Origin of the sequence: Paraburkholderia bannensis NBRC 103871, from assembly GCF_000685015.1 — a bacterium.
Taxonomy (GTDB): domain Bacteria; phylum Pseudomonadota; class Gammaproteobacteria; order Burkholderiales; family Burkholderiaceae; genus Paraburkholderia; species Paraburkholderia bannensis.
In genome coordinates this window covers 184,834-210,507 of sequence record NZ_BAYA01000010.1, presented here as the reverse complement: position 1 = coordinate 210,507, position 25,674 = coordinate 184,834, and the positions used below count along the sequence as shown (strand labels likewise).

Here is a 25,674-nt window from a genome sequence, read left to right as displayed (position 1 = left end):
CAGGTGCACTTCTGGTCAGTCGTTCACGTGCGAGAGGATCGACCCGAATGCGTCTTTCCACTTCGTATGGCCGTCGACGAGGTCGCTGCAATCGAGGTTCTCGATCTTGCGGTGTTTCAGGTCGATACCGTGGTAGCCGATCGCCTGGCTCATGCCGCCGTTCGCGTACTCATAGAGATACTTGAGCACGTGATCCTGCTCCGAGAAGCAGTTGTAGATCTTGCCCGACACGGCGCCAGCCGCCGCTTTCCAGCCCTCGTGATCCTTTTCGGCGCCGCCCACCGCGCCGCCCAGCAGATAGACGTTGTCGACCTGGGCCTTCGATCCGCGCGTCGATAGCGCTTCCAGCGCGTAGTAGATCGCGCGCGCGCCCAGTGAATGCCCGGCGAGCGTGAACGTCCATCCCGGCGTGCGGGCGATCGCATCGGCAAGCAGCAGGCCGGTCATGCCTGCCTTGACCATCGTGCTGTGCCAGGGATTGCCGATGACATCGGCAAGACTGTTCACCAGCGAGAACGGCCCGAGCTTCTTGCCGGCGGCTTTCGTGGCCTTCCTGCCGAGCACCTTGAGCATCTCGGTGCCGGCGAGTTCAGGCGCCTTGGTGAGCGAATTACCCAGCTTGCGCAGGTTCGTGGCCTCCCAGTCGGCGTGATACCAGGCGCTTTCGTCGAAATAGTCGCCGAGGTGATTCGTCCAGTCCTCGACATCGTGATTGGCCTGGGAAAGAAAGCCGTTCACGAAGACGATTGCGTGCTTGCGGCTTTTTTTGCCGTGATTGATCTTTCGGATGCCGAAGTGATCGATGGCGCCGAAGTAGCCGTTGCTGATCATGCCGCCCTGATAGGCGCCCATCGCAGCGCCCGCGGCGGTGACGAGCACGACCCCGCCCATCATCGTGCCGCCGCCGATTGCGGCGAGCGACGCGCTGGTCAGCGCCGCGCCGCTGAGCGTGCTGATGGCCGTGCCGGTGCCCGCAGCACCCAGCAGGCCAGCCGCTCCCAACGACGCGGCAAGTGCGGGCGCCGCGAGCAGCGCGAGCGGTGCGAACACCGTCACGCCGGCAGCCGTGCCGGCGGCAATCTTGCCGACGCGCATCAAATTGACCGAATCGCGTTCGAAGAGCTCTGCGAATTTCGACAGGTCGTCGATCTTCATGTTGAGTCGCTTGAACGACGCAATCGAGCCGTCGTGCTCCGCGCAGAGTTCATCGTCCCAGTGTTCGCCGACTTTGGCCATGTGGGTGCAGTAGCGGCATTGCACGGTCTTCTGTTTGCAGCCGCCACAGACATAGACATTGCGGCGCAGATAGTTGCGCTCAAGCAGGCTGTGCGAAGTCGAGACGCCGCACCAGGAACACGCACCGGTTTCGGAAAGATTGGTCATTTTTTGGTTTTATCAATTAGGGAATTGGGAAGTCGGCGGTTATGCCTGGTTGACATCGGCGCTCATTCTGGCCTGCCGTCGGGACAAACGATGTCCCGACGGCAGGCCAGCGAGTGGGTTTCCGGTGTTCTCAATATAGAAGCGCCCCATCTCTTTTCGGCACGCACCAGCAGTTTCTTGAGGGAAAATAAACTTGATTCGATCGGGACAGGAAATGTCTCTACACTGTCTTATTCTTGAAAGCCTGTGTGGAACCGTTTCGAGGCGTGAATATTCGCTTCATTCAAGGAGCATATTGATGAATTCATTGATTCAGGCCGCCGCATTTGCAGCGGAAAAGCACCGTAACCAGCGGCGCAAAGATGCGCACGCTTCGCCCTATATTAATCACCCAATTGCGCTCGCAAACGTTTTAGCAAACGAAGGCGACGTAGACGACGAAGCCGTATTGATCGCGGCGCTATTGCACGACACGATCGAAGATACGCAAACGACAGCCGCTGAAATCGAAACGCAGTTCGGTCGCGAGGTCGCGCAGATCGTGCAGGAAGTCACAGACGACAAACGTTTGCTCAAGGCCGAGCGCAAGCGCCTGCAAATCGAACACGCCGCGCATATCAGCCCGCAGGCCAAACTTGTCAAGCTCGCGGACAAGATCGCTAATTTGCGCGATATTGCAAACAGTCCGCCCGCCGACTGGTCGTTGGAGCGAAAACGTGAATATTTCACATGGTCAAAAGCGGTCGTAGATCAATTGCGGGGCGTACATCCCCAACTCGAAGCGATATTCGATCAGGCGTGGTCGGCACAGGCTCAAATAAAATAAATTTTGTTCTAAAGAATAGAACGATCAAGCCGTAATCAAGATTTCTAGAAATAAAAATGAGAGGCCTGTCGACCGTGCTTGATCACGAAATTCTGCGCATCCTGCCTGATGAGTCCAAAGGCGGAGAGTTTGTCAGTACGCCCGACCTGCATCGGCAACTCGTTGCTTTCATGATCGATCCGCCGGTCGTCAAGACGGTGCAGCGCCGCCTGGAAAAGATGTTCGAGGATCAACTCGTCGAATTCGAGAAGCGCGGCACCTCGCTGGTCTGGCGCAAGCGCGCCGGGGTGAGCGGCCTGGCCTCGGGCGGCAAGGGCGCCATGACGCACGACGAGGCACTGGCGCTGCATACGCTCAGGCGCTTTTCGTCGCGGCAAATTCCCTCGCTGGTCGCGGAGACGTTGTCGAATGTCTTCGAAGTCGCAACGCGGCGGCTCGAATCGGTCAATAGCGAGCACGAAAGGCAATATCGCAAATGGGCCGACAAGGTCGAAGTCGAAAGCGGCGGGTTCTCGCTGCAGCATCCACCGATCAACGGCGATCTGTTTTCGAGCGTCTCGCGCGCGTTGTTCTACGAGCAAAAGCTTGAGATCGTCTACCGGCCGCGCTCCAGGGCCGACAATGTTGCGCCGAAGATCGTGCACCCCCTGGGACTCGTGGAAGTGGGCGGACTCGTTTATCTGGTCGCGGCGATGGCGCGGCATCCCAATCCCGCCATGTACCGGCTCGATCGCATGACCGACGCGGTCATGCTGCCTGAATCGTTTGCTTATCCGCGCGAATTCAGTCTCGCGAGCTATGTGCGGCAGCAGCGCCAGTTCGATTTCATGGTCGAGGGCGAGGTGGCGATGAAGCTGCGCTTCTCGGGTTCGGCGGGCGACCATCTGATCGAGTCTGCGCTATCGGACGATCAGGAAGTCACGCATTGCGGCGAATTCCTGGAGGTGCGCGGCACGGTACTGCTTAGCCAGCGCCTGCGCTGGTGGCTGCGTTCGTTCGGGCCGAATGTCGAAGTCCTGGAGCCCGCGAGCCTGCGCGCGGAGCTGGCGCAGGAAGCGCGCGCGCTGGCGGCGCTCTACGCAGAAAACTGATTCAGCCAAAAGAGCAAGTCATGCCAATTGCACCCCGACCATTCACGCTTGAATGCGACACGTGCAAATGGTCGCATACGTTTGCGCCGCGTAGCGATGTGCTGATCCCGGGTCTGAATTGGGAATCGCATTGCCCGCGCTGCGGTGCACACGAACTACGTCGACGTGAAGCGACGTTATTCGAGCTGTTATCGAGCAAGCTGAAGGGAGTCGTCTCCCGGTAGGACGAGTGCCATGTCGGCGCGGCCATTCAGCGTCATTCATCCAAACTCATCACGTACATCATGCACCCTGGTCAGGACTTCGATCGTCTCTATACCGACATTTCCGGAAGCATTGCTGCGACGATTGCCGACATCGCGGAACTGAATGTCGATCACGAGAAAGGCAAGCAGGAAATCGGCAATATGCTGGAGCGGCTGCGCGCGATTCAATCGCGCTTCGACCAGCAATTGACCGATCTGCAGCAATACGCCGAGTGGGACAAATTCACGCTCGCATTCTTTGGTGAAACCAACGCCGGCAAGAGCACGCTCATTGAATCGCTGCGTATCCTGTTCAAGGAAGAAACGCGACAGCAATTGCTTGAAGAGCAATCCTGCGATGTCGAGCGCTTCGAGCAGGCCTTCAAGGCGCAGGTCGATCAGGTGCGCGAGAGCATGAATGCCGTGTGCCGCGAACATGCTGCTGAGATTGCCAGCATCAGGCAAAGCGCGGCGGCGCTATCGCAAGTGGTGAATGCCGAATCGTCGGCACGGACGCGACGCAAGGTCTGGTTGGGGGCGATCGTCGGTGCATTGGCGGGCGCCACGCTCGCCGTGCCATTGACGCTCGTGTTGCGGGGCCTGCTATGAGCACCGTGACCGAAGAAGTCGAGGCGGTACGCGGGCGGGTCAAGCCGGTTCTAGCCGCCTGTACCGATCCTGTGCAGGCAGCGCCTGCGCGCATGGCCGCGGCGACGGAGTCAATCGATCAATTACTGAATACGGCGTTGCCTGGGCTTGGCGAGTCGGCGGCGGCGCTGGAAAAGCGCAGGCTGGCGGCGCCGCGCGTGGATGGCCGGATCATTGGAACGGGCGAAGCGGATTTCACCAAGGGCAATACGGTCTATGCGCTGAATCATCAGGGCAAGACGTTCCAGCTGCTTGACGTGCCGGGTATCGAAGGCGATGAAAGCCGTTACGCGGCGATGGTGGAAGAGGCGGTCAAGACTGCGCACCTCGTCGTCTACGTCAACGGTACGAACAAGAAGCCGGAGAAGGCGACGGCCGAAAAGATCCGTTCGTATCTGCGTTGGGGCACGCAGGTCTATCCGTTGGTGAACGTCCGCGGTAATGCCGACGCGTACGAATTCGACGAGGATCGCGAGTCGCTGGAATCTCACGGCGGGGCAGGCGACGCACTCAAGCAGACGGTGGGGGTGCTCGAAGCCGTCTTGCCCGAAGGCGTACTCCTCCAGGGCAACTGCGTACAAGGCCTGTTGGGTTTTTCCGCGCTCGCCGTGGATGCTGCCACTGGTCGCACGACCATCCACCCGTCGCGCGACCGGGATCTGGTGATCCAGCAGCGCAATTACCGCAAACACTTCGCGTCCCATAAGGCGATGTTCGAGTTCAGTCAGCTCGGTGCTGTTGCGAAGCAGGTGGATGCGAAGCTGCTGACGTTCCGTGAAGATATCGTCGAAAGCAACAAGATGAAGGTGCGTCAACTGCTGGCCGCGAACATCGACGAATTGCAGGCGGCGCTCGCAGACCATCGGCGCTTCATGGCGGACATCCTGCCCAGTTTCAAGGATTGCCGCGACCTGATCGAAAGTTCGCTGAGCAATTTCGAGCGGCTTCTGGGTAACGGCTTTTCGAATCGCTGGGCCGATTTTTTCAATGGCCTCAGTGAACGCGCGAACGATATCGTTGCGGAGAATTTTGGGGAAAACGACGTCATTTCCGCGCAACTCAAGCGCGCCTCGACGGAGTTGCAGGCGACGGTCGGCGACGACCTCCAGGCCCATCTTCAGGCCTTGCTCAAAGAGCTGGAGCAACGCGCAGGGGAAGCCATGCGGCGGTTGATGAGCGATGTGCAGCGCCTGCAGTTCCTGCAAAAGATGAAAGTGGCGGCGAGCAGCGGCGGCGCCGCATTTCGCGCAGGCGAAATGGATATGAGCCTGAGCCTCAAGGAGTGGGGCGGCATGGCGTTTAACGTCGCATCTTATGCACTCACGGGCGCAATGATCGGTTCGGCTTTTCCGGTTATCGGCAACTTGATTGGCGCAGCGGTGGGTGCGCTCGTCGGTGTGCTCGTGAGCGTCGCCGGATTCTTTATGGGCAAGGAAAAACGTATCCGTAAGGCCCAGCAGCAGGTGCAGGACAAGATCGCGGACATGCGCCGCGACGTCATGAACACGCTGCCTGAGGAGGCGGCGAAGATCACCCGGTCGGTACGGGGCGAGATGACGGCTTCCGTGCTTGCCCAGGTGGATGCGCTTTACGCCACGCTGGCACGCCCTATCGCAGTCATCGAGCAGCAGATTGCGGCGATGTCGAAAATCAAAAATCAACTCGAAAAGATGCCTCATGGAACAATTCAAGCAATTCAGCGTTGAAAAGGCCGCCGCTATCGGCAAGCTGAACGAACTGCGCGGGCTGCTCACGGAGCTGGGTGAGCTGGGGCTGGACGTTCAGCAAGACCTCGACAAGATCGGTTCGGCGCTGGCGTCGATTGAAAGCGACGTCCTGCGCATTGCACTGCTGGGCGCGTTCTCCGACGGCAAGACCAGCGTCGTTGCCGCGTGGCTCGGACGCATCATGAGCGACATGAAGATCGACATGGACGAATCGTCCGATCGCCTCGCTGTGTACAAGCCGGAAGGCCTGCCCGGCGAGTGCGAGATCGTCGATACGCCGGGGCTTTTCGGCGACAAGGAGAAGACGCTCGACGGCCAGACGGTGATGTATGAAGACCTGACGCGCCGCTACATTTCAGAAGCGCACCTGATTCTCTATGTTGTCGACGCAACGAATCCGCTGAAGGAGAGCCACGGCGAGATCGCGAAATGGGTGCTGCGCGACCTTAACAAGCTGACGTCGACGGTGTTCGTCATCAACAAGATGGACGAAGTGACCGACCTGAGCGAACACGCGCTCTTCACTGAGCAGGCCGAGATCAAGCGCGAGAATCTGCGCAAGAAACTGGAGCGTGTTGCAGGGCTTTCGTCGCAGGAGTCGGCGCAACTGAATATCGTCTGTCTCGCAGCCAACCCGAACGGGCGCGGCCTGGAATTCTGGTTCGGCAAGCCGGAGCATTATGAAAGCCGCTCGCGCATCAACGAGCTCAAGGCGGCAACGAGCGACGTCCTCACGAAGAACGTGCCCGCCGTCCTGATCGCCAAGACCGGTCTCGATGTCGTGCGCGATCTCGTGGCGCAAAAGCTGGCCGTGGCAGAAGCGCAGGTCAATGAGCTGGCCATCTACGCGCAGCAGAACCAGGAGGAGTCGCGGCGTATCCAGGGCGATATCGAGCGCGGGCGCGTCGATGTCAAGCGACTGGGCGGCGAGCTGGCCAAGGAACTGATGGCGATGGAGACGCAATTGATCGGCAAGCTGCGCCCGCTATCGCTGGAAGATATTCGCGGCTATCTGGAAGACGAGATCGGCTATTCGACGGACGGGATCGGTTACAAGCTCAACTTGAACATCAAGGGGGCGATCGATCGATTCTTCGAGCAGTCGTCGGCGGTGACGAAGCGTATTTCCGCCGATATCGGGCGCCAGCTCGACAAGAGCGAGAGCTTTATCGAGTCGATGAGCGAAGGCGTCCTGCAATCGGCCAGTGGCGTGCTCAAGGGCATTGCGCAGGTGAACCCGAGTGTCATCAAGGACACGATCGTAACGGCTCGCAATGTGTTGGGGCAGTTCACGGGTATCGCGATCAAGTTCAAGCCGTGGCAGGCAACGAAGATGGCTGGCGCGGTCGCGACATGGGCGGGCCCGGCAGGCGGGGCGCTTTCCCTGGGCGTCGATATCTACAAGGCATACAAGAATCACGAGCTTGAGGCCGAACTCACTAAGGTCAAGGGCGAGATCGCCGATGTGATCAAGAGCACGTTCAAGGACATCTACGATCTCCTGAGCGACGACGACAAGATGCTCGACTTCTTCGCGCCGCAACTGCGCGAGTTCGAGCGTATCGTTTCGACCATGGCGGAGAGCGCCCGGTCGATTCGTGAGAGCCGCGAGAAGTTCGCCCAGATCGGACAGAAGCTCAAGGCCGTTGCCTAGCGCTTTCGTGCGGGAGCTACGCGCACGGGCGTAGCTCCCCCTTTACCACGTTCACGCGCTCCCATCCCACGCCCTCCCCATGACCGTTGCCCGCGCAACGGTCATGCCTTCCCATTCCCCGCCACACGCGCCGCCAGGCGCACTCCATATACCGGTTTAAATGCCTTTAAAGCGCCGTTTAAACCGCGTCATTAATACCTTTCATGCAAAACGCAACGCCAGATTTACCGTAATCTCATGCGTTTCGCAGAAATTGATTTAAACCGCGATTTAAAGCTTGAAAAAATAGTGGGTCGTTGCCTATCCTCTGGATGAAAGCTGATTGTATGTACTGACCCGTTCTTCCAGGGCGGGTTACAGGAGGCATGTCCTATGAAGTTCCGCGAAGCTCCCGTCTAGTTTTTTGTCCGACCGACATCCCGGTCGATCCGTCACGCCTCGATCCGGACGGCGCCTGCGCTGGCGCCGCGGGCTCGCGCACGCCCTGGTTCCGGGCGATGCCTGACGGACATCGGGACACTGAGTCCGAACCGGCGTCGATTCCGGCGTCCAGCTTGCCTGTCATTCGCTGACCGGGCGGGGAGCGCTCACGCGTTCAATTCACAGCAGCCGATTCAAACGATTCACGGATTCAAAGGCTTTAAAGCGCGCGCGGCGCGACATCAAAACGATTTTAAAAATTTCTATTGAGAGCGGTTCGACTAATTCCGAGGGAACACGCCGTGAGCGAATCGACCGGGACGGGCAGGCGGCTGCAACGCGGGGCGATCCATGCGCTGGAACATGTGGTCGCGGTGGGTATCTTGATGGGGATGGCGGCGGGCGATGCCTACGCTGTGTGTACGACGAGCGGATCGACCGTGACCTGCACGGGCGCGGCCAATCCCCTTTCGCCGAGTTTCACCAGTAGCGTCAACAACCAGACGGTGAACATTGCGTCGGGATCGAGCCTGGGCGTGCTGCTGGGGGTGGGCGGCACGGCGCTCACGCTCACCGGCAACAACGTCACGCTGAACAACGCGGGCACGGTCGATCCGTCGCTGCTCGGCGCGCTGAGCATCCTGTCCAGTGGCACGACGATCGGCAACAGCGCCGCGAGCACGGTCAACATCACCAACTCGGGGACGATGAACGGCACGATGGGCGCGGTCACGCTGAACGTGGCCAGCCTCACCGGCCTTGCGCTAGCCGTGCAGAACGGCGCGGGCGGCGTCACCAACATCACCAATACCGGCACCATCGGCTCCGCTTCGATCGCGGGCGTCTCGATTGCGCCGGGCGACCGCACCTCGGTCGCGGTGTATGGCGGCAGCCAGGTCAATTTCACCAATAGCGGCACGATCACGGGCCGCGTGGGCTTGCAGGCTTCCTCGACGGCGGGCGCGGGCAATACCTTCACCAATGGCGGCAGCATCATCGGCAGCGTGTCGATGGGCGCGGGCAGCACCAATACGTTTTATGCACGCACGGGGTCGTCGGTGACGCCTGGCGCGGGCGCGTCGCTGGACGTGCTGGGCATCGCCGGGTTGTCGCTGGGATTCGCGCAGGCCGGGTACGTCGATGGCGGCGCGGGCGGCGACAATACCCTGCATCTCCAGCAGGACGTGGGCGGCCCGGCCGCTGGTTCGATCTCGCTGGCGAACTACATCAATTTCAACCACCTGGCCATCGATAGCGGCAGCTGGACGTTGAGCGGGGCGTCGAGCGCAGCCGATACGACACTCGGCGCCGCCGCCACGGCGATTCTCGACAACGCACAGGGACTGGGCACCGGCACGCTCACGGCGACGGGCGGCGCGCTGCAAAGCAGCGTGGCCGGGCTCAACATAGCGAACACGATTTCGCTGGGCTCGGGCGGCCTGATTGCTTCGGGCTCCAATGCATTTACCTTGTCGGGCGTGATTTCCGGCGTGGGTGCGCTGACGCAGTCGGGGACGGGCGCGCTCACGGTGACGGGCGCGAACACTTACACCGGCGGTACGACGCTCAATGCCGGGTCGATCGTCGTCGGCAACGGCGCGGCGCTGGGGACGGGGGCGCTCACGCTAGGCGGCGCGGGCACGCTCGACAGCAGCACGGCGGGGCTGTCCATCGGCAACGCGGTGAACCTGGGGGCGAATACGCTCACGCTCGGCGGCAGCAATGCGCTGACGCTCTCGGGCGTCGTGGCGGGCACCGGCGCGCTGGTCAAGAACGGCGCGGCCACGGTGACGCTCACGGGCATTGACACCTATACGGGCGGCACGACGGTCAATGCGGGCACGCTGGCGCTGGGCGCGGGCGGCCAGCTGGCATCGACCGGCGCCCTGAACGTGGCTTCAGGCGCGGCCTTCGACCTGAGCGCGGCGAGCGCGAACCAGACCGTCGGTGCGCTGTCGGGCGCGGGCGGGCTGACGCTCGGCGCGCGCACGCTGACCTTTGGCGATGCGACGAACCAGACCTTCAGCGGCGTGGCGAGCGGCACGGGCGGGCTCGTCAAGCAGGGCAGCGGGACGCAGACGCTCTCCGGCGCGAATACGTACACCGGCGGCACGACGCTCAACGCGGGCACGCTCGCGCTGTCGGGCAGCGGCGCGCTGGCGTCGACGGGCGCGGTCAATGTGGCCAGCAGTGGCGCGGTCTTCTCGATTGCTGCGGCTTCGGGCGCGCGCACCATCGGCGAACTGACGGGCGTGGCGGGATCGAGCGTGCTGTTGGGTGCGAATACGCTCACGCTCGGCGACGCGACCAGCCAGGCCTACGCGGGTGCGATCAGCGGCACGGGCGGCATCGTCAAGCAGGGCAGCGGCACGCAGACGCTCAGTGGTGCGAATAGTTATACGGGCGGCACGACGGTCAGCGCGGGCACGCTGGCGCTCGGCGCGGGCGGCTCGCTCGCCGCGACAGGCGCGGTGAATCTCGCCAATGCGGGCACGGTGTTCGATATCGCCAATGCGGGCGCGGCCAGGACGATCGGCGCGCTGTCAGGCGTGGCGGGCAGCGCCGTCTCGCTGGGGGCGAATGCGCTCACTATCGGCGATGCGACCAGCCAGACCTTTGCTGGCACCGTCGGCGGCACGGGCGCGCTCATCAAGCAGGGCGTGGGCACGCAGACGTTCACGGGCACGAACACCTACACGGGCGGCACTGTCATCAACGCGGGCACGCTCGCCCTGGGCGCGGGCGGCAGTCTTGCCAGCGCGGGCGGCGTGACGCTGGGCGGCACGGGGGCATCGTTCAACATTGGCGCGTCGAGCAACCAGACGATTGGGGCGCTGTCGGGCGTGGCGGGCACGACGGTGGCGCTGGGCGCGAACACGCTCACGTTCGGCGACGCCAGCAACCAGACGTTTGCGGGCGCTATCGGAGGGAGTGGCGGCCTCGTCAAGCAAGGCAGCGGCACGCAAACGTTCAGTGGTGCGAACACTTATACGGGCGCCACGACGGTCGATGCAGGCACGCTCGCGCTTTCCGGCTCGGGCACGCTCGGTGCGACGTCGAACCTCACGCTCGCCAATGCGGGCAGCGCCTTCGACATCAGCGCGGCCACCGGCGCGGCCACCATCGGCGCGCTCAATGGCGTGGCGGGCAGCACGGTTGCGCTGGGCGGCAATGCGCTGACGCTCGGCAGCGCGGTCAATGGCGCATTTGCGGGCGTCATTAGCGGGACGGGCGCGCTCGTCAAGCAGGGCAGCGGCACGCAGACGCTCACGGGCGCGAATACCTATACGGGCGGCACGACCGTCAGCGCGGGCACGCTCGCGCTGGGCGCGGGCGGCTCGCTTGCGGCGACGGGCGGCGTGAATCTCGCCAGCACGGGCGCGGTATTCGATATCGGCAATGCGGGTGCTGCGCAGACCATCGGCGCGCTCACCGGCGTGGCAGGCAGCACGCTCGCGCTGGGCGCGAATTCGCTGACGTTCGGCGGTGCGGGCAATGCAACGTTCAGCGGTGCGATCACGGGCACGGGCGGCATCGTCAAACAGGGCAGCGGCACGCAGACGCTCGCGGGTGCGAACACGTTCAGCGGCGGCGCGACGCTCGACGCAGGTGGACTCGTGCTCGGCAATGCGGCGGCGCTTGGATCGGGCGTGCTGACGGTGGGCGGCCCGGCTTCCCTCGACAACAGCAGCGCGCTCACGCTCGCCAACGGCATCGTGCTCAATAGCGGCTTGACGGTGCTCGGCTCGAATGCGCTCACGCTGTCCGGCCCGCTCTCGGGCGCGGGCAGCCTGACGAAGAGCGGCGCGGCCACGCTTACGCTGACGGGGGCGAATACGTTCACGGGCGGCACGAGCGTCGATGCAGGCACGCTGGCGCTGGGCGCGGGCGGCTCGCTCGCCGCGACGGGCGCGGTGAATCTTGCGAATGCGGGCGCGACGCTCGATATCGGCAACGCGAGCGGCGCGCAAACCATCGGCGCGCTTACCGGCGTGGCAGGCAGCACGCTGGCGCTGGGCGCGAATGCGCTGACCTTCGGCGATGCGGGCACTACCACGTTCGGTGGTGCGATCACGGGCACGGGGGGCATCGTCAAGCAGGGCAGCGGCACGGCCACGCTTTCGGGTGTCAATACCTTCACGGGCGGCACGACTGTCGATGCGGGCACGCTGGCGCTTGGCGAGGGCGGCGCGCTCGCGGCGACGGGCGCAGTGAATCTCGCCAATGCGGGCGCGGCATTCGATATCGGCAATGCAGGCGCTGCGCAGACTATCGGCGCGTTGAGCGGTGTGGACGGCAGCACGGTCGCGCTCGGCGGCAACACGCTGACGTTCGGCGATGCGGGCAATGCGACGTTTGGTGGCGTACTGCAAGGCACGGGCAGCATCGTCAAGGCAGGCAGCGGCACGGCAACGCTGACCGGCGTGAACACGCTTACTGGAACAACGACCGTCGATGCAGGCACGCTCGCGCTGGCGGGCGACGGTTCGCTTGCGACTAGCGACGTGAATCTCGCCAACGCAGGCGCGGCGCTCGACGTGAGCGCGGCGACGGGTGCACCGGTCATCGGCGCGCTGAGTGGCGTGAGCGGCAGCACGGTTGCGCTCGGCGGCAATGTGCTTTCGCTCGGCAGTGCGAACGATGCGACGTTTGGTGGCGTGCTGCAAGGCACGGGCGGCATCGTCAAGCAGGGCAGCGGCACCCAGACGCTTACGGGTGTGAACACCTTTACGGGCGGCACGACCGTCAACGCGGGGACGCTCGCGCTTGGCGCGGGCGGTTCGCTGGCTTCGACGGGAGCGGTGAATCTCGCCGGCAGCGGCACAGGCTTTGACATCAGCGGCGCGAGCGCTGCGCAAACCATCGGCGCGTTGAGCGGCACGGGCGGCAGCACGGTGACGCTGGGCGCGAATTCGCTCACGTTCGGCGATAGCAGTGACGCAAGCTTCGGCGGCGTGCTGCAAGGCTCGGGCGGCATCGTCAAGCAGGGCAGCGGCACCCAGACGCTTACTGGCGCGAACACCTTCACAGGCGGCACAACGATCAATGCAGGCACGCTGGCGATTGGCGCAGGCGGCTCGCTTGCAGCGACAGGCGGCGTGAATCTCGCCAATGCGGGCACGGTATTCGATATCGGTAATGCAGGCGCGGCGCAGACGATCGGCGCGCTCAGCGGCGTGAGCGGCAGTACGGTCGCGCTCGGCGGCAATACGCTCGCGTTCGGCGATGCGGGCAATGCGACGTTTGGCGGCGTGCTGCAAGGCACGGGCGGCATCGTCAAGAACGGCGCGGGCGTGCAGACGCTCAGCGGCGCAAACACGTTCAGCGGCGGCACGACGCTCAACGCGGGCGGCCTGATCGTCGGCAACGATGCGGCGCTGGGGACGGGCGCGCTGACCGTTGCGGGCGCATCGACACTCGATAGTTCGGCGACGACGACGCTGGCCAACGACGTCGTGCTCAACAGCGGCTTGAGCGTAGCGGGCAGCAACGACCTGACGCTGAACGGCGCGCTCTCCGGCGCGGGCAATCTCACCAAGAACGGCGCGGCCACGCTCACGCTGAACAACGCGAACACGTTTAGTGGCGGCACGACGCTCAACGCGGGCGGCCTGATCGTCGGCAACGATGCGGCGCTGGGTACGGGCGCGCTGACCGTTGCGGGCGCATCGACACTCGATGCATCGATGGCCACTACGCTCGCCAACGACGTCACGCTCAACAGCGGCTTGAATGTGGCAGGCGGCAGCAATCTCACGCTCAACGGTGTGCTCTCCGGCGCGAGCGGCCTGACGAAGAACGGCGCGGCCACGCTCACGCTCAACAACGCCAACACCTATACGGGCGGCACGACGCTCAATGCGGGCACGCTCGTGGTGGGCAACAACGCGGCGCTGGGGACGGGCGCGGTGACGGTGAGCGGCGCGGCGGCGCTGGACAGTTCCACGGCCACGGCGCTCGCGAACGACTTCATCCTCAACGGCGGCCTGACGGTGGCGGGCAGCAACGACGTCACGCTCAATGGCGTGCTCGCGGGCACGGGCAGCCTCACCAAGAACGGCGCGGCCACGCTCACGCTCAACGGCGCCAACACCTACACAGGCGGCACCACGATCAACTCGGGCACGCTCGCGCTGGGCGCGAACGCGAGTCTTGCAGCCAGCGGCGTCGTCGATGTCGTGACGGGCGCGACCTTCGATCTTTCGGCGGGCAACGGACTGCAGCAGTTCGGCACGCTGACCGGCGGCGGCACGGTGCTGCTCGGCGCGAACAATCTCACGCTGGGCAGTGCGGCCGACGGCACGTTTAGCGGCGCGATCGGCGGCAGCGGCAGCCTCACGAAGATCGGCAGCGGCACGGAAACGCTCACGGGCGCGAACACCTACACGGGCGGCACGACCATCGATGCGGGGACGCTTGCGCTCGGCGCGGGCGGATCGCTGGCGGCAACGGGGGCGGTGAACCTGGCCAGCAGCGGCGCTGGCTTCGATATCAGCGGCGCGAACGCAGCGCAGATCATCGGCGGCTTGAGCGGCGTGGGCGGCAGCACGGTGACGCTCGGCGCGAATTCGCTCACGTTCGGCGATGCGGGCGACGAGACCTTCGGCGGCGTGCTGCAAGGCACGGGCGGCATCGTCAAGCAGGGCGGCGGCACGGCCACGCTTACGGGCGTCAACACCTTCACGGGCGGTACAACGATCAACGCGGGGACGCTGGCGATTGGCGCAGGCGGTGCGCTGGCGGCAACGGGTGCCGTGAATCTCGCGAATGCGGGCACGGTGTTCGATATCGGCAATGCAGGCGCGGCGCAGACTATCGGCGCGTTGATCGGCGTGGGCGGCAGCACGGTCGCGCTCGGCGGCAACATGCTGACGTTCGGCGATGCGGGCGACGAAACCTTCGGCGGCACGATTGCGGGCACGGGCGGCATCGTCAAGGCGGGCGGCGGTACGCAAACGCTGACGGGCACGAACACGCTCACGGGCACCACGACCGTCGATGACGGCACGCTCGCGCTGGCGGGCAACGGTTCGCTCGCGTCAAGCGACGTGAATCTCGCCAACGCAGGCGTGACGCTGGACGTGAGCGCGGCGACGGGCACGCCGGCCATCGGTGCGCTCAATGGTGTAAGCGGCAGCACGGTCACGCTTGGCGGCAATGTGCTTTCGCTCGGCAGTGCGAACAATGGGACGTTTGGCGGCGTGCTGCAAGGCACGGGCGGCATCGTCAAGCAGGGCAGCGGCACGCAGACGCTCACGGGCGCGAACACCTACACGGGCGGCACGACCGTCAACGCGGGCACGCTCGCGATTGGCGCGGGCGGTTCGCTGGCTTCGACGGGGGCGGTGACGCTCGCCAGCAGCGGTGCGGGCTTCGACATCAGTGGAGCCAGCGGCACGCAAACCATCGGCGCGTTGAGCGGCACGGGCGGCAGCACGGTAACGCTCGGCGGCAACACGCTCGCGTTCGGCGATGCGGGCAACCAGAGCTTCGACGGCACGATCAGCGGCACGGGCGGCATCGTCAAGCAGGGCAGCGGCACCGAAACGCTCACCGGCGCGAACACCTACAGCGGCGGCACGACCATCGACGCGGGCGGCATCGTGGTGGGCAACAACTCGGCGCTGGGCACGGGCGCGGTGACGGTCAACGGCGACGCGACGCTCGACAGCACGACGGCCACGACGCTCGGCAACGACTTCGTGCTCAACAGCGGCCTCACGGTGCTCGGCAGCAACGACCTCACGCTCGATGGCGCGCTGTCGGGCACGGGCGGGCTGACCAAGGACGGCGCGGCCACGCTCACGCTCAACGGCACCAACACTTACACGGGCGGCACGCTCATCAACTCGGGCACGCTGGCGCTGGGCGCGAACGCGAGCCTGGCCTCGACCGGCATCGTCGATGTTGCCGATGGCGCGACCTTCGATCTGTCGGCGGGCAACGGCCAGCAGCAGTTCGGCACGCTGATCGGCGGCGGGAACGTGAATCTGGGCAGCAACGATCTGACGCTCGGCAGCGCGACCGACGGCACGTATACCGGCTCGATCGGCGGCTCCGGCAGCCTCACGAAGGTCGGCAGCGGCACGGAGACGCTCACGGGCAGCAACACCTACACGGGCGGCACGACCATCGACGCGGGGACGCTTGCGCTCGGCGCAGGCGGCTCGCTCGCGGCGACGGGCGCGGTGAACCTGGCCAGCGGCGGCACGACCTTCGACATCAGCGGCTCGGGCGCGAACCAGACCATTGGCGCGCTTAGCGGCGTGGGCGGCAGCACGGTCGCGCTCGGCGGCAACACGCTGACGTTCGGCGACGGCAGCAACGCCACCTTCGGCGGCACGCTTGCGGGCACGGGCGGCATCGTCAAGGCGGGCGGCGGCACCGAAACGCTCACGGGCGTGAACACGTTCACGGGCGGCACGACCATCAACGCGGGCACGCTCGCGATTGGCGCAGGCGGCTCGCTCGCGGCGACGGGCGGCGTGAATCTCGCCAATGTGGGCACGACCTTCGATATCAGCGGCGCGGGTGCGAACCAGACCATCGGCGCGCTCAACGGCGTGGCGGGCGGCACGGTCAACCTGGGCGGCAATACGCTCGCGTTCGGCGATGCCAGCAACGCCACGTATGGCGGCACGATTGCAGGCACGGGCGGCATCGTCCTGCAGGGTAGCGGCAGCGAAACGCTCACCGGCGCGAACTCGTATTCGGGCGGCACCACGCTGGCTTCAGGCACGCTCGCGGTGGGCAACGACGCGGCGCTCGGCACCGGCGCGCTCACGGTGAGCGGCGCGGCGACGCTCGACAGCACCGCGGCGACCACGCTGGCCAACGACGTCACGCTCGGCGATACCTTGAGCGTCGCGGGTTCCAACGCGCTCACGCTGAACGGCACGGTCTCGGGCGCGGGCGGGCTGACCAAGAACGGCGCGGCCACGCTCACGCTCGGCGGCGTGGCGACCTACACGGGTGCGACCACGGTGAACGCGGGCACGCTGGCGCTGGCGGGCAACGGCACGCTGTCTTCGTCGAGCGACGTCAATCTCGCCAACGCGGGCGCGGCGCTCGATGTGAGCGCGGCGACGGGCGTACCGACGATCGGCGTGCTCAACGGCGTGGACGGCACGACGGTCGCGCTGGGCAGCAACACGCTCACGCTCGGCAATGCGGGGGACGGCAGCTACGGCGGCACCATCGGCGGCACGGGCGGCATCGTCAAGGCGGGTAGCGGCACGCAGACGCTCACGGGCGCGAGCACCTTTACCGGCGCGGCCACGGTGAACGCGGGCACGCTGGCGCTCGCGGGCAACGGCACGCTGTCCACGGCGACCAACGTGAACCTCGCCAATGCGGGGACGGCGCTCGACGTGAGCGGCGCAGCGACCGGCGCCACGCCGACGATCGGCTCGCTCTCGGGCGTGGCGGGCAGCAGTGTCGCGCTAAGCGGCAATACGCTCACGCTCGGCGGCGGATCGGACGGCAGTTTCGGCGGCACGATTGCGGGCGCGGGCGGCATCGTCAAGGCCGGCGCGGGCACGCAGACGCTCAGCGGCGCGAGCACGTTCAGCGGCGGCACGACGCTCTCGGGCGGCACGCTGATCGTAGGCAACGACGCGGCGCTTGGCACCGGCACGCTCACCGTGGCGGCTCCCGCGACGCTCGACGCGTCAACGGCCGTCAACCTGGCGAACGCCATCGAACTCGATGCGAGCGCAACCATCGGCGGCAGCGCCGACACCGTGCTGTCCGGCGTGGTCTCGGGCACGGGCGGCATCGTCAAGAGCGGCGCGGCGGGCCTCACGCTCAGCGGCGACAACAGCTATGCGGGCGGCACGACCGTGAACTCGGGCACGCTCACGGTCGGCTCGAACGGCGCGCTCGGCACGGGCGGCCTGACGATGAACGGCGGCACGCTGGCGCTGGGCGTGGCAGGCGGCGCGCCGCTGTCCGTCGCACTCGGCTCGCTCGACGGCGTGACGGGGGCGACGCTCGACCTCGGCAGTTCGGGCCTGACCGTGAACGGCGGCGGCAGCTTTGGCGGCACGATCGCGGGCGCGGGTTCGCTCACCAAGGCGGGCGCGGGGACGACGCTCACGCTCTCGGGCACCAACAGCTACAGCGGCCCGACCACGATTGCGGGCGGCACGCTTGCGGTGAGTGGATCGGCGGCCAACTCGACGGTCACCGTGCAGTCGGGCGGCACGCTCACGGGCACCGGCACGGTCGGCGGCCTGGTCGTGCAGAACGGCGGCACGGCGGCGGCTTCGACGCCGGGTTCAAGCCTCAACGTGGGCGGCAACGTGACCTTCGATCCGGGCTCGACGTTGCAGGTCTCCACCACGACGCAGCAAAGCGGCAAGGTGTCGTCCGGCGGCACGGTGTCCATCGGCGGCGGCACCGTCACGGTAACGGCGAGCCCCGGCGTCTATACGCCGTCCACGCAGTATCCGATCGTGACGGCTGCGAACGGCGTGAGCGGCACGTTCACGGGCGTCACCTCGAACCTGCCGTTCCTCACGCCGACGCTCAGCTACAGCCCGAACAACGTCACGCTGAGCTTCGCGCCCAATGGCGCGGCGCTCGCGTCGGCGGCGGTGTCGCCGAACCAGTTGAGCGTGGCGACCGCAATCGGCAGCATGCCCGCGACCGCGCCGCTGCTCGCGGCAGTGACGTCGGGTGATGACGAGAGCGCGCGCCAGGCCTTCAACATGGTCGACGGCCAGTTGATCGCCGATGCGAAGACGGTGTTCCTGCTCGACACGCGCTATCTGCGCGACGCGGTGACCGACCGCCTGCGTCAGGGGCTTGCGCCTGCGGGCGGGTCGCTTTCCGCGCTCGGCGGCGGCCCGGCGCTGTGCGACCAGCGCATGAGCCAGGGCGCGATGCCGGCTGGGCAGTCGGATGCGGCGCGCGGCGGTTCGTCGGGTGCATGCGTCGACCAGCGGCCGTATCAGCCCGTGGTCTGGGCGCAGGGCTACGGCGCGGACAGCCGCCTTGCCGGCAACGACAACTCCGCGGGCCTCGACCGGACTTCGGCTGGCGTGATCGGCGGTGCGGACATGGCGCTGTCCGACCACTGGCGCGTGGGCGCGGCGGGCGGCTTCGCGCATAGCTCGATGGAGAATGGGCTGAACTCGTCGGCTTCGGTGGACACGTATCACGTCGCGCTCTACGGCGGCGCGCAGTACGGCCCGGTCGGCCTGCGCCTGGGCGCGTCCTACACCTGGAACGACGTGAGCGAAGACCGCTACCCGGCCTTTACCGGCTATAGCGATCACGACAGCGCGAACTACGACGCGAAGGCCGCGCAGGTGTTCGGCGAAGTGGGCTACGCGGTGCCGTTCGAGCGCTTCGCGCTGGAGCCGTTCGCGGGCCTCGCCTACGTGAACCTGCATACCGACGGCTTCACGGAAAGCGGCGGATCGAGCGCATTGCACGCGCAGGGCGATACCGACAATATCGGCTATTCGACCCTGGGCCTGCGTATCGCGACGCGTCTGGGCGAGCTGCCGCTCGCGAGCATCGGCGCGCACGCGATGGCGGGCTGGCGGCACGCGTTCGGCAATACGCAGCCCGCTTCGACACTGGCTTTCGTCGATGGCGGTTCGTCGTTCTCGGTGGCGGGCGTGCCGATCGCGCGCGATACGGCCGTGGTCGAGCTGGGCGTCGATGCGAACCTGGCGAAGAACCTGTCGCTCGGCATCGCGTATAGCGGCCAGTATGGCGGCGGCTCGCACGACAATGCGATTGGCGGGCGGCTTGCCTGGCGGTTCTAACTAAATTCGAAGCGCAAGGAGGCCTTCAGGGAGGCATCCGGGTGATGCGGCAGGCTTGATCGCTCAATGTGCAACCAGCGTGCATCCAGCGTGCGATCAGCTTGCCGCCCGTTCGACCGGATGCTGTTCGAGCCACGCCGATTCGTCGTCTTCGTAGAGGCGCGAGCGCGTGAGAAAGCGCAGTCCGGTGGGACGTTCGAGCGAGAACATGCCGCCGTTGCCCGGCACGGCGTCGATGATGAGCTGCGTGTGCTGCCAGTATTCGAACTGCGATTCGCTCATGTAGAACGGCATGCCCGCGATTTCGCCGAGCTTCACGTCGACGCCGCCGACCATGAATTCGCCAGCGGGAAAGCACATCGGCGCGCTGCCGTCGCAGCATCCGCCCGATTGATGGAACAGCACCGCGCCGTGTTCCGCGACGATCCGCTCGATCAGCGCGATGGCTTCGGGCGTTGCGACGACGCGCAGCACTTCTTTGTCCATGATTTGGACTCCTTGTATTTTTCCCTGATTTGCCTGCTTTAAATGCGAATGCGCCTCGCCGGGTGGCGAGGCACTTTTATATCGGCCAGACGCGTGCAGGTCAGAAGAAACCCAGCGGCTTGTCGCTATAGCTCACGAGCATGTTCTTGGTTTGCTGATAATGGTCGAGCATCATCTTGTGCGTCTCGCGGCCAATGCCCGACTGCTTGTAGCCGCCGAACGCCGCGTGCGCTGGATAGGCGTGATAGCAGTTCGTCCACACACGGCCCGCCTGGATCGCACGGCCAAAGCGATAGGCGCGCGTGCCGTCGCGTGTCCAGATGCCCGCGCCCAGGCCGTAGAGCGTGTCATTGGCGATGTGCAGCGCTTCTTCCTCGTCCTTGAAGGTCGTCACGGACACCACCGGGCCGAAGATTTCCTCCTGGAACACGCGCATTTTGTTATTGCCGCGAAAAACGGTGGGCTTGACGTAATAGCCGTTTTTTAGCTCGCCATCGAGCGCATTGCGCGTGCCGCCCGTGAGGCATTGCGCGCCTTCCTGCTTGCCCAGGTCGAGATACGAAAGAATCTTTTCGAGCTGCTCCTGCGAGGCCTGTGCGCCGATCATCGTCTTCGTATCGAGCGGATGCCCCTGCTGAATGGCTTCGACACGCTTGAGCGCGCGTTCCATGAAGCGGTCGTAGATCTTCTCGTCGATGAGCGCGCGCGACGGACAGGTGCAGACTTCGCCCTGATTGAGCGCGAACATCGTGAAGCCTTCCAGCGCCTTGTCGATGAAACTGTCGTCATGATCCATGACATCGGCGAAGAAGATATTCGGGCTCTTGCCGCCCAGTTCCAGCGTGACCGGGATCAGGTTCTGGCTCGCGTACTGCATGATGAGGCGGCCCGTCGTGGTCTCGCCGGTGAACGCGATCTTGGCGATGCGCTTGTTCGACGCCAGCGGCTTGCCCGCTTCCAGGCCGAAGCCGTTCACGACATTGACCACGCCCGCAGGCAGCAGGTCGCCGATCAGTTCCATCAGCACGAGGATGGAGGCGGGCGTCTGCTCAGCGGGCTTGAGCACCACGCAGTTGCCTGCCGCAAGCGCGGGCGCGAGCTTCCACGTGGCCATCAGGATCGGGAAATTCCACGGAATGATCTGGCCGACCACGCCCAGCGGCTCGTGGAAGTGATAAGCCACCGTGTCGTTGTCGATCTGCGAAATCGAGCCTTCCTGCGCGCGGATCGCGCTGGCGAAATAGCGGAAATGATCGATGGCGAGGGGAATATCGGCGGCGCAGCTTTCGCGCAGCGGCTTGCCGTTGTCGATGGTCTCGGCCACGGCCAGGCGCATGAGATTCGCTTCCATGCGATCGGCGATCTTGCCGAGAATGTTGGCGCGGTCGGTGGGCGAGGTCTTGCCCCACGCGTCTTTCGCTTTGTGCGCTGCGTCGAGCGCGAGTTCGATATCGGCTTCGCGCGAGCGCGGAATCGAGGTAAACGGCTCGCCCGTGATCGGCGAGATATTGTCGAAGTACTCGCCGCCTGCTGGCTTGACCCACTGTCCACCGATGAAATTGTCGTACTGCTTGCGGTACGGATAGTCCGTGGTGAGGTACTGCAACTCAGCGTGGTTCATGGGCATGCTCCTCGCGATGTGCCGTTGACCGGCGGGGGGAGAAAGAGGGAGGCTGCGATGTATCGCAAGGAATACTACGCCGGAAGGGGCGACCAGTCCGAAGTTTTGATTTTGCGCTGCACAAGGCCGGTCAAGGCACGCGGCCATCTACGCGAGGCCTGCGGCCGTTTCGGCGTACGGTACGGATGTCGATCCGTGCGCGACGCGTGCGCACCTGTCGATTCCCTTTGGAGACCTTCATGAAGACGGCAACAATCCGTGTCGTAACGGCTCTGACCCTCGGACTATTGGCTTCGGCGGCTTACGCCCAGTCCGACGCCATGCCCGCGAGCATGCCGATGGCGCCCGACGCCGCTGCGGCGCCCGCCCACGGCGGCCACGCAACCAAAGCCGATAAAGCGCTGGGCCGCGCGGTACGGCGTGCATTGAGCAAGGCGCAGGGATTCGATGTATCGGGCGTGTTCGTGCGCGCGCGTGACGGCGCCGTGACATTGAGCGGCACGGTGCGCAGCGGCGACCAGATCCGCCAGGCCGAGGACGTGGCGCGCTCGGTGCAGGGCGTGACGTCGGTCACGAACCGCCTGACGCTCTTTCATGGCGGCAACGGCTGAAAGAACCGTTAGCGATCCCAGGTATCAGGCCTTGAGGTTCAGCGCAGGCGCGCCCTTGCGGCTGCTCGTCCAGCGTTTGCCTGGCCCGAGCCGGTCGACGTGACGTTGCAGATCCTCGCCCCACGCATGGCCGCTGGCCGCGCCCAGGTCGCGCACGAGCTTGACGACCTTCACGCGCGTGCAGTGGGACAGCAGGCGGTCGAGTACCTTGGGCCGCAGGTCGTGCAGCGTGGCGGCGATGGCCATGGCGTCGTCGAGCGCCTGGCCCCGGTTGCCGCGCTTGCCGATATCGCTCGCGAGTTCGAGCAGCGCGCGCTCGGGCCGAGAAACCAGAATCGACGGATCGAGGTTCGGCAGCGGCGCGACGGCGTGGCCGTGCGGTAGCGCGTCGTCGAACAGTTGCGTGGTCTGCAGCGTGTGGGGCAGGTGGGCGTCGGCCCAGGCGGGCATGACGTAAGGGCGAGCGGCCCAGAGTGCGAAACGTTCGTGCGCGTCGATGCTCAGCCGCCCGCCTTGCCAGTCGAGCGCGGTCTTGCCGCCGATATGCAGGCCGCTCACATGGCGGCCCAGGTACGCGAGGACGCCCGCGCGCGTGGGCGCGTCGCCCGCGAGCAGGTACGCGCCTTTGGAGAGCCGTTGCAGCCAGCCGGCGCTGACGAAGTAGGTGGTCTGTTGGGCACTGACGCCGCAATCGCGCAGCATCTGCGGGTCGAGCGGTTGCCCGCGCGGGACGCCTTCCATGAGGCGTAAAAGTGTCTTGCTGGCCATGGGTTCGATTGAGGTTTTTCAGGCGCACCGGCAGGCCAGAGGCTCGGTTACGCACATGAATTATTTTAATCGATCCCGGTAAAGTTTGTATTTGATACGAAAAAAGTATGGATGCGCTGAATGAGCTGCGCGCCTGAAAATCGGCGCCTGGTGCAGGCGGCCAGCCCTACTCGCGGCGTATCGAATCGATGGCTTCCAGCACCTCCAGCGCCCCGCCCTGGACGCCAACGCCCTTTGCCGGATCGATCTGCGGCTCGCGCGGGTTGATGCGTACGACGCGCGGCCCATTGCGTTCGCTGAAGCGCCTGACCGTCGGCAGGCTGGTGCCCGCGCCCATCTCGATCACGACTGGCCGCCGCACCTTGCCGAGCCATGCCTGCATGCGCGCGAGTTGCGCATTGGTGCGTTCCGGCAGCCACGCCGCGTCGCCGAACATGAGCACATTAGGGCGCGCCATCTCGCCGCAATCCGGGCAGCGCGGCAACGCGCTCACCAGCTCGCACGCCACGGCATCGACCTGCGGATCGAAGGCGTCGGCCGGCCAGATGTGTTCGCAGCACGGCGTCGCGCACTGGAGATGATGAATCGAGCCGTGGCATTCCGCGACGCGCCCCGCGGCGAACCCCGCCCGCTGGAATTGACCGTCGACGTTGCTCGTGAAAACGAAAGCGCCATGCGCGAGGTCGTGCGCCCAGCGTTGCAGGATGGCGAAGCCGCGATGCGGCTGCGTCTCGCGGTACAGCTTCATGCGGTGGCCGTAGAAGCCCCACGCGAGTCTGGGACGGGCGCGAAACGCGGCCGGATTCGCGATGAGTTCGAATTCGATGCGTGCGGCCCTGAGCGCCGGATAGGCGCGCCACAGTCCTTCATTGCCGCGAAAATCGGGCAGGCCCGAATCGACACCCATGCCCGCGCCTGCGGTGACGAGCAGGCCGTCGGCTTCGTCGATCCATCGTGCGGCCTGCTGTATCGCTTGTTGCTGTTGTGCGTTCATACGTGTCCTGTTCCGCTATTGCGTGTCGCGATGCCATGGGAACAGTATGAATGCGGATCGGGACAACGCGCGTCCCAATGCCGGCGCACTCAGAAGGTCACGTGCTCGAAGCCATGTAATCGAGCACCGCCTTGAACCAGCCCGACGTCGTATCGATCACCAGCAGCTTGCCGGTGGACGGATCGATCTGGCCGCTCGAAATCCACAGGATGCAGCCGTCCGCGCCCGCCGCGCGCAGCGCTTTCAGTCGATACATCATCTGGTCGTAGGTGAGGAACTCGCTCACGCCGCTGCTATCCGTCCACGCGGGCGTGATGTAGGGCAGCACCTTCTTGCTGGTGCCGTTGAGCGTGTCCAGGGCATGCGACTGATCGACGGCGAAGACCGCCGAGTTGTTCCAGTTCGCGTCGCCCGTCGCCGTGCCGTCGTAGCCGTAGTTGTAGAGCGAAGGGCTGTAGTAATCGACGAGCGCCGCCACCGACGCATATTGCGGATTGAGCGCGCTATAGGTCGCGGTGGTGGTGGACGTCCAGGTGTAGGTGTTCTGCGGCACTTCCGCGTAGAGCCCCACGCTCGCGCCGGGGTTATCGGCCTTGAAGTCGGTGAGCGCCTGCGTGAGGTTCTGCACGATGCTCAGGCCGTTGCCGGTCGCGGTGGTCGGATAGAAGCGCTTCGTGTCCCACACTTCCAGGTCGAGCGAGACCGGCGTCGCGCCGGTGCTGTCCGCGCTGGCCGCCTGCGTGGCGATCTTCGTTGCGTCGACCACGTATTCGTCGGTGCAACTGGTGAGCGGGCAGGTGACCAGGTTGCCGGAATAGATCAGGTTGAGCGGCGTGATGCCGAGGCCGCGAAACCACGTATCCGAAATCGTGTTGACGCCGCTCGCGTCCTGGTACGACTTCAGCTTGAGGAATTCATACACGGCGAACGGCTTCTGGCAGGTCACGCTTGCCGTGCCCTGCTGGCCGTCGCTGCTCGCGGCGGTGATCGTCGCGCTGCCTGCCGTTGCGCAGGTGACGGCGCCACCGCTCGCGACCGTCGCCACGCTCGTGTCGCTGCTGCTCCACGTAACGGCGGAGTCCGTGGCGTCGTCGGGTTGCACGCTCGCCGTCAAGGCCGCCGATTTGCCGACCGTCAGCGTGAGCGTGTCGGGCGAGACCGTCACGCCAGTCACGGCGACCGCTGCGGTTGCGTCGGTGCCCGACGTCGAAGTCGAGCCCGAGGCGAGGGCGGCGCCGTTCGAGCCTCCGCCGCAGCCCGCCAGCGCCAGCAGCAAACTCATGCCGCCCGTCAAGGCGAACGAAACATGGCGTCGTGTTTTAAATCCCGTCAAAACTTTCCTGCTCCTTTCAATATTTCCATTGCCGCGAATTCGGTGAAAGATTGAAAAGATTGATTCGCGCGCTAACGTTTGCGCGAA

At 65.2% G+C, this 25,674-nt stretch carries 13 protein-coding genes; 7 read left to right on the top strand and 6 right to left on the bottom strand.

Features of this window, described 5'->3' with window-relative positions; all coding sequences use genetic code 11:
- Nucleotides 1-15 precede the first annotated feature (15 nt).
- Nucleotides 16-1,383, bottom strand: coding sequence for a DUF726 domain-containing protein (locus BBA01S_RS45200; RefSeq protein ID WP_052391781.1), 1,368 nt, complete (start codon nucleotides 1,381-1,383; stop codon nucleotides 16-18).
- 298 nt (nucleotides 1,384-1,681) lie between these two features.
- Here BBA01S_RS45200 and BBA01S_RS17985 point away from each other — a divergent pair, with 298 nt between their 5' ends.
- The 6 genes from BBA01S_RS17985 (at nucleotide 1,682) to BBA01S_RS17960 (ending at nucleotide 19,774) form a co-directional block, all read left to right on the top strand.
- Nucleotides 1,682-2,209, top strand: a complete 528-nt coding sequence (locus tag BBA01S_RS17985) for an HD domain-containing protein (protein ID WP_027817672.1) — start codon at nucleotides 1,682-1,684, stop codon at nucleotides 2,207-2,209.
- A 56-nt stretch (nucleotides 2,210-2,265) separates the two neighbouring features.
- A complete protein-coding gene (locus BBA01S_RS17980) occupies nucleotides 2,266-3,300 on the top strand; it encodes a helix-turn-helix transcriptional regulator (protein ID WP_042297465.1) in 1,035 nt (344 codons plus the stop codon).
- A 284-nt stretch (nucleotides 3,301-3,584) separates the two neighbouring features.
- The gene (locus BBA01S_RS41665) at nucleotides 3,585-4,154 is read left to right on the top strand and encodes a hypothetical protein (protein ID WP_052391780.1); all 570 of its coding nucleotides are present in this window, start codon (nucleotides 3,585-3,587) and stop codon (nucleotides 4,152-4,154) included.
- On the top strand, nucleotides 4,151-5,899 hold the full coding sequence (locus BBA01S_RS17970; RefSeq protein WP_218004247.1) for a P-loop NTPase family protein: 1,749 nt from the start codon (nucleotides 4,151-4,153) through the stop codon (nucleotides 5,897-5,899). Before BBA01S_RS41665 ends, BBA01S_RS17970 begins: the two co-directional genes overlap by 4 nt.
- The gene (locus BBA01S_RS17965) at nucleotides 5,871-7,574 is read left to right on the top strand and encodes a LeoA/HP0731 family dynamin-like GTPase (protein ID WP_027817669.1); all 1,704 of its coding nucleotides are present in this window, start codon (nucleotides 5,871-5,873) and stop codon (nucleotides 7,572-7,574) included. Before BBA01S_RS17970 ends, BBA01S_RS17965 begins: the two co-directional genes overlap by 29 nt.
- A gap of 722 nt (nucleotides 7,575-8,296) precedes the next feature.
- Entirely contained in the window at nucleotides 8,297-19,774 is an 11,478-nt protein-coding gene (locus BBA01S_RS17960) for an autotransporter-associated beta strand repeat-containing protein (RefSeq protein WP_245641516.1), read from the top strand.
- Between the two features lie 96 nt (nucleotides 19,775-19,870).
- On the opposite strand, the gene BBA01S_RS17955 is transcribed toward BBA01S_RS17960, so the two are convergent.
- Together BBA01S_RS17955 and adh are read right to left on the bottom strand one after the other, a co-directional pair.
- Nucleotides 19,871-20,260: a DUF779 domain-containing protein gene (locus BBA01S_RS17955; RefSeq protein WP_174479173.1), complete on the bottom strand. Its 390-nt coding sequence runs from the start codon at nucleotides 20,258-20,260 to the stop codon at nucleotides 19,871-19,873.
- 100 nt (nucleotides 20,261-20,360) lie between these two features.
- Nucleotides 20,361-21,881 carry an aldehyde dehydrogenase gene (adh, locus tag BBA01S_RS17950; RefSeq protein ID WP_027817666.1) on the bottom strand — a complete coding sequence of 507 codons (1,521 nt, stop codon included), beginning with the start codon at nucleotides 21,879-21,881 and terminating at the stop codon, nucleotides 20,361-20,363.
- 239 nt (nucleotides 21,882-22,120) lie between these two features.
- Between adh and BBA01S_RS17945 the strand changes: the two genes are divergently transcribed.
- Entirely contained in the window at nucleotides 22,121-22,492 is a 372-nt protein-coding gene (locus BBA01S_RS17945) for a BON domain-containing protein (protein WP_027817665.1), read from the top strand.
- A 24-nt stretch (nucleotides 22,493-22,516) separates the two neighbouring features.
- Here BBA01S_RS17945 and BBA01S_RS17940 read toward each other — a convergent pair whose 3' ends face one another.
- From BBA01S_RS17940 to BBA01S_RS45195, 3 genes are all read right to left on the bottom strand, one after another.
- A complete protein-coding gene (locus BBA01S_RS17940; protein ID WP_027817664.1) occupies nucleotides 22,517-23,260 on the bottom strand; it encodes a type IV toxin-antitoxin system AbiEi family antitoxin domain-containing protein in 744 nt (247 codons plus the stop codon).
- Nucleotides 23,261-23,426: 166 nt separating this feature from the next.
- On the bottom strand, nucleotides 23,427-24,254 hold the full coding sequence (locus BBA01S_RS17935; protein ID WP_027817663.1) for an SIR2 family NAD-dependent protein deacylase: 828 nt from the start codon (nucleotides 24,252-24,254) through the stop codon (nucleotides 23,427-23,429).
- Nucleotides 24,255-24,351: 97 nt separating this feature from the next.
- On the bottom strand, nucleotides 24,352-25,536 hold the full coding sequence (locus tag BBA01S_RS45195) for an Ig-like domain-containing protein (RefSeq protein ID WP_052391778.1): 1,185 nt from the start codon (nucleotides 25,534-25,536) through the stop codon (nucleotides 24,352-24,354).
- Nucleotides 25,537-25,674: the final 138 nt, after the last annotated feature.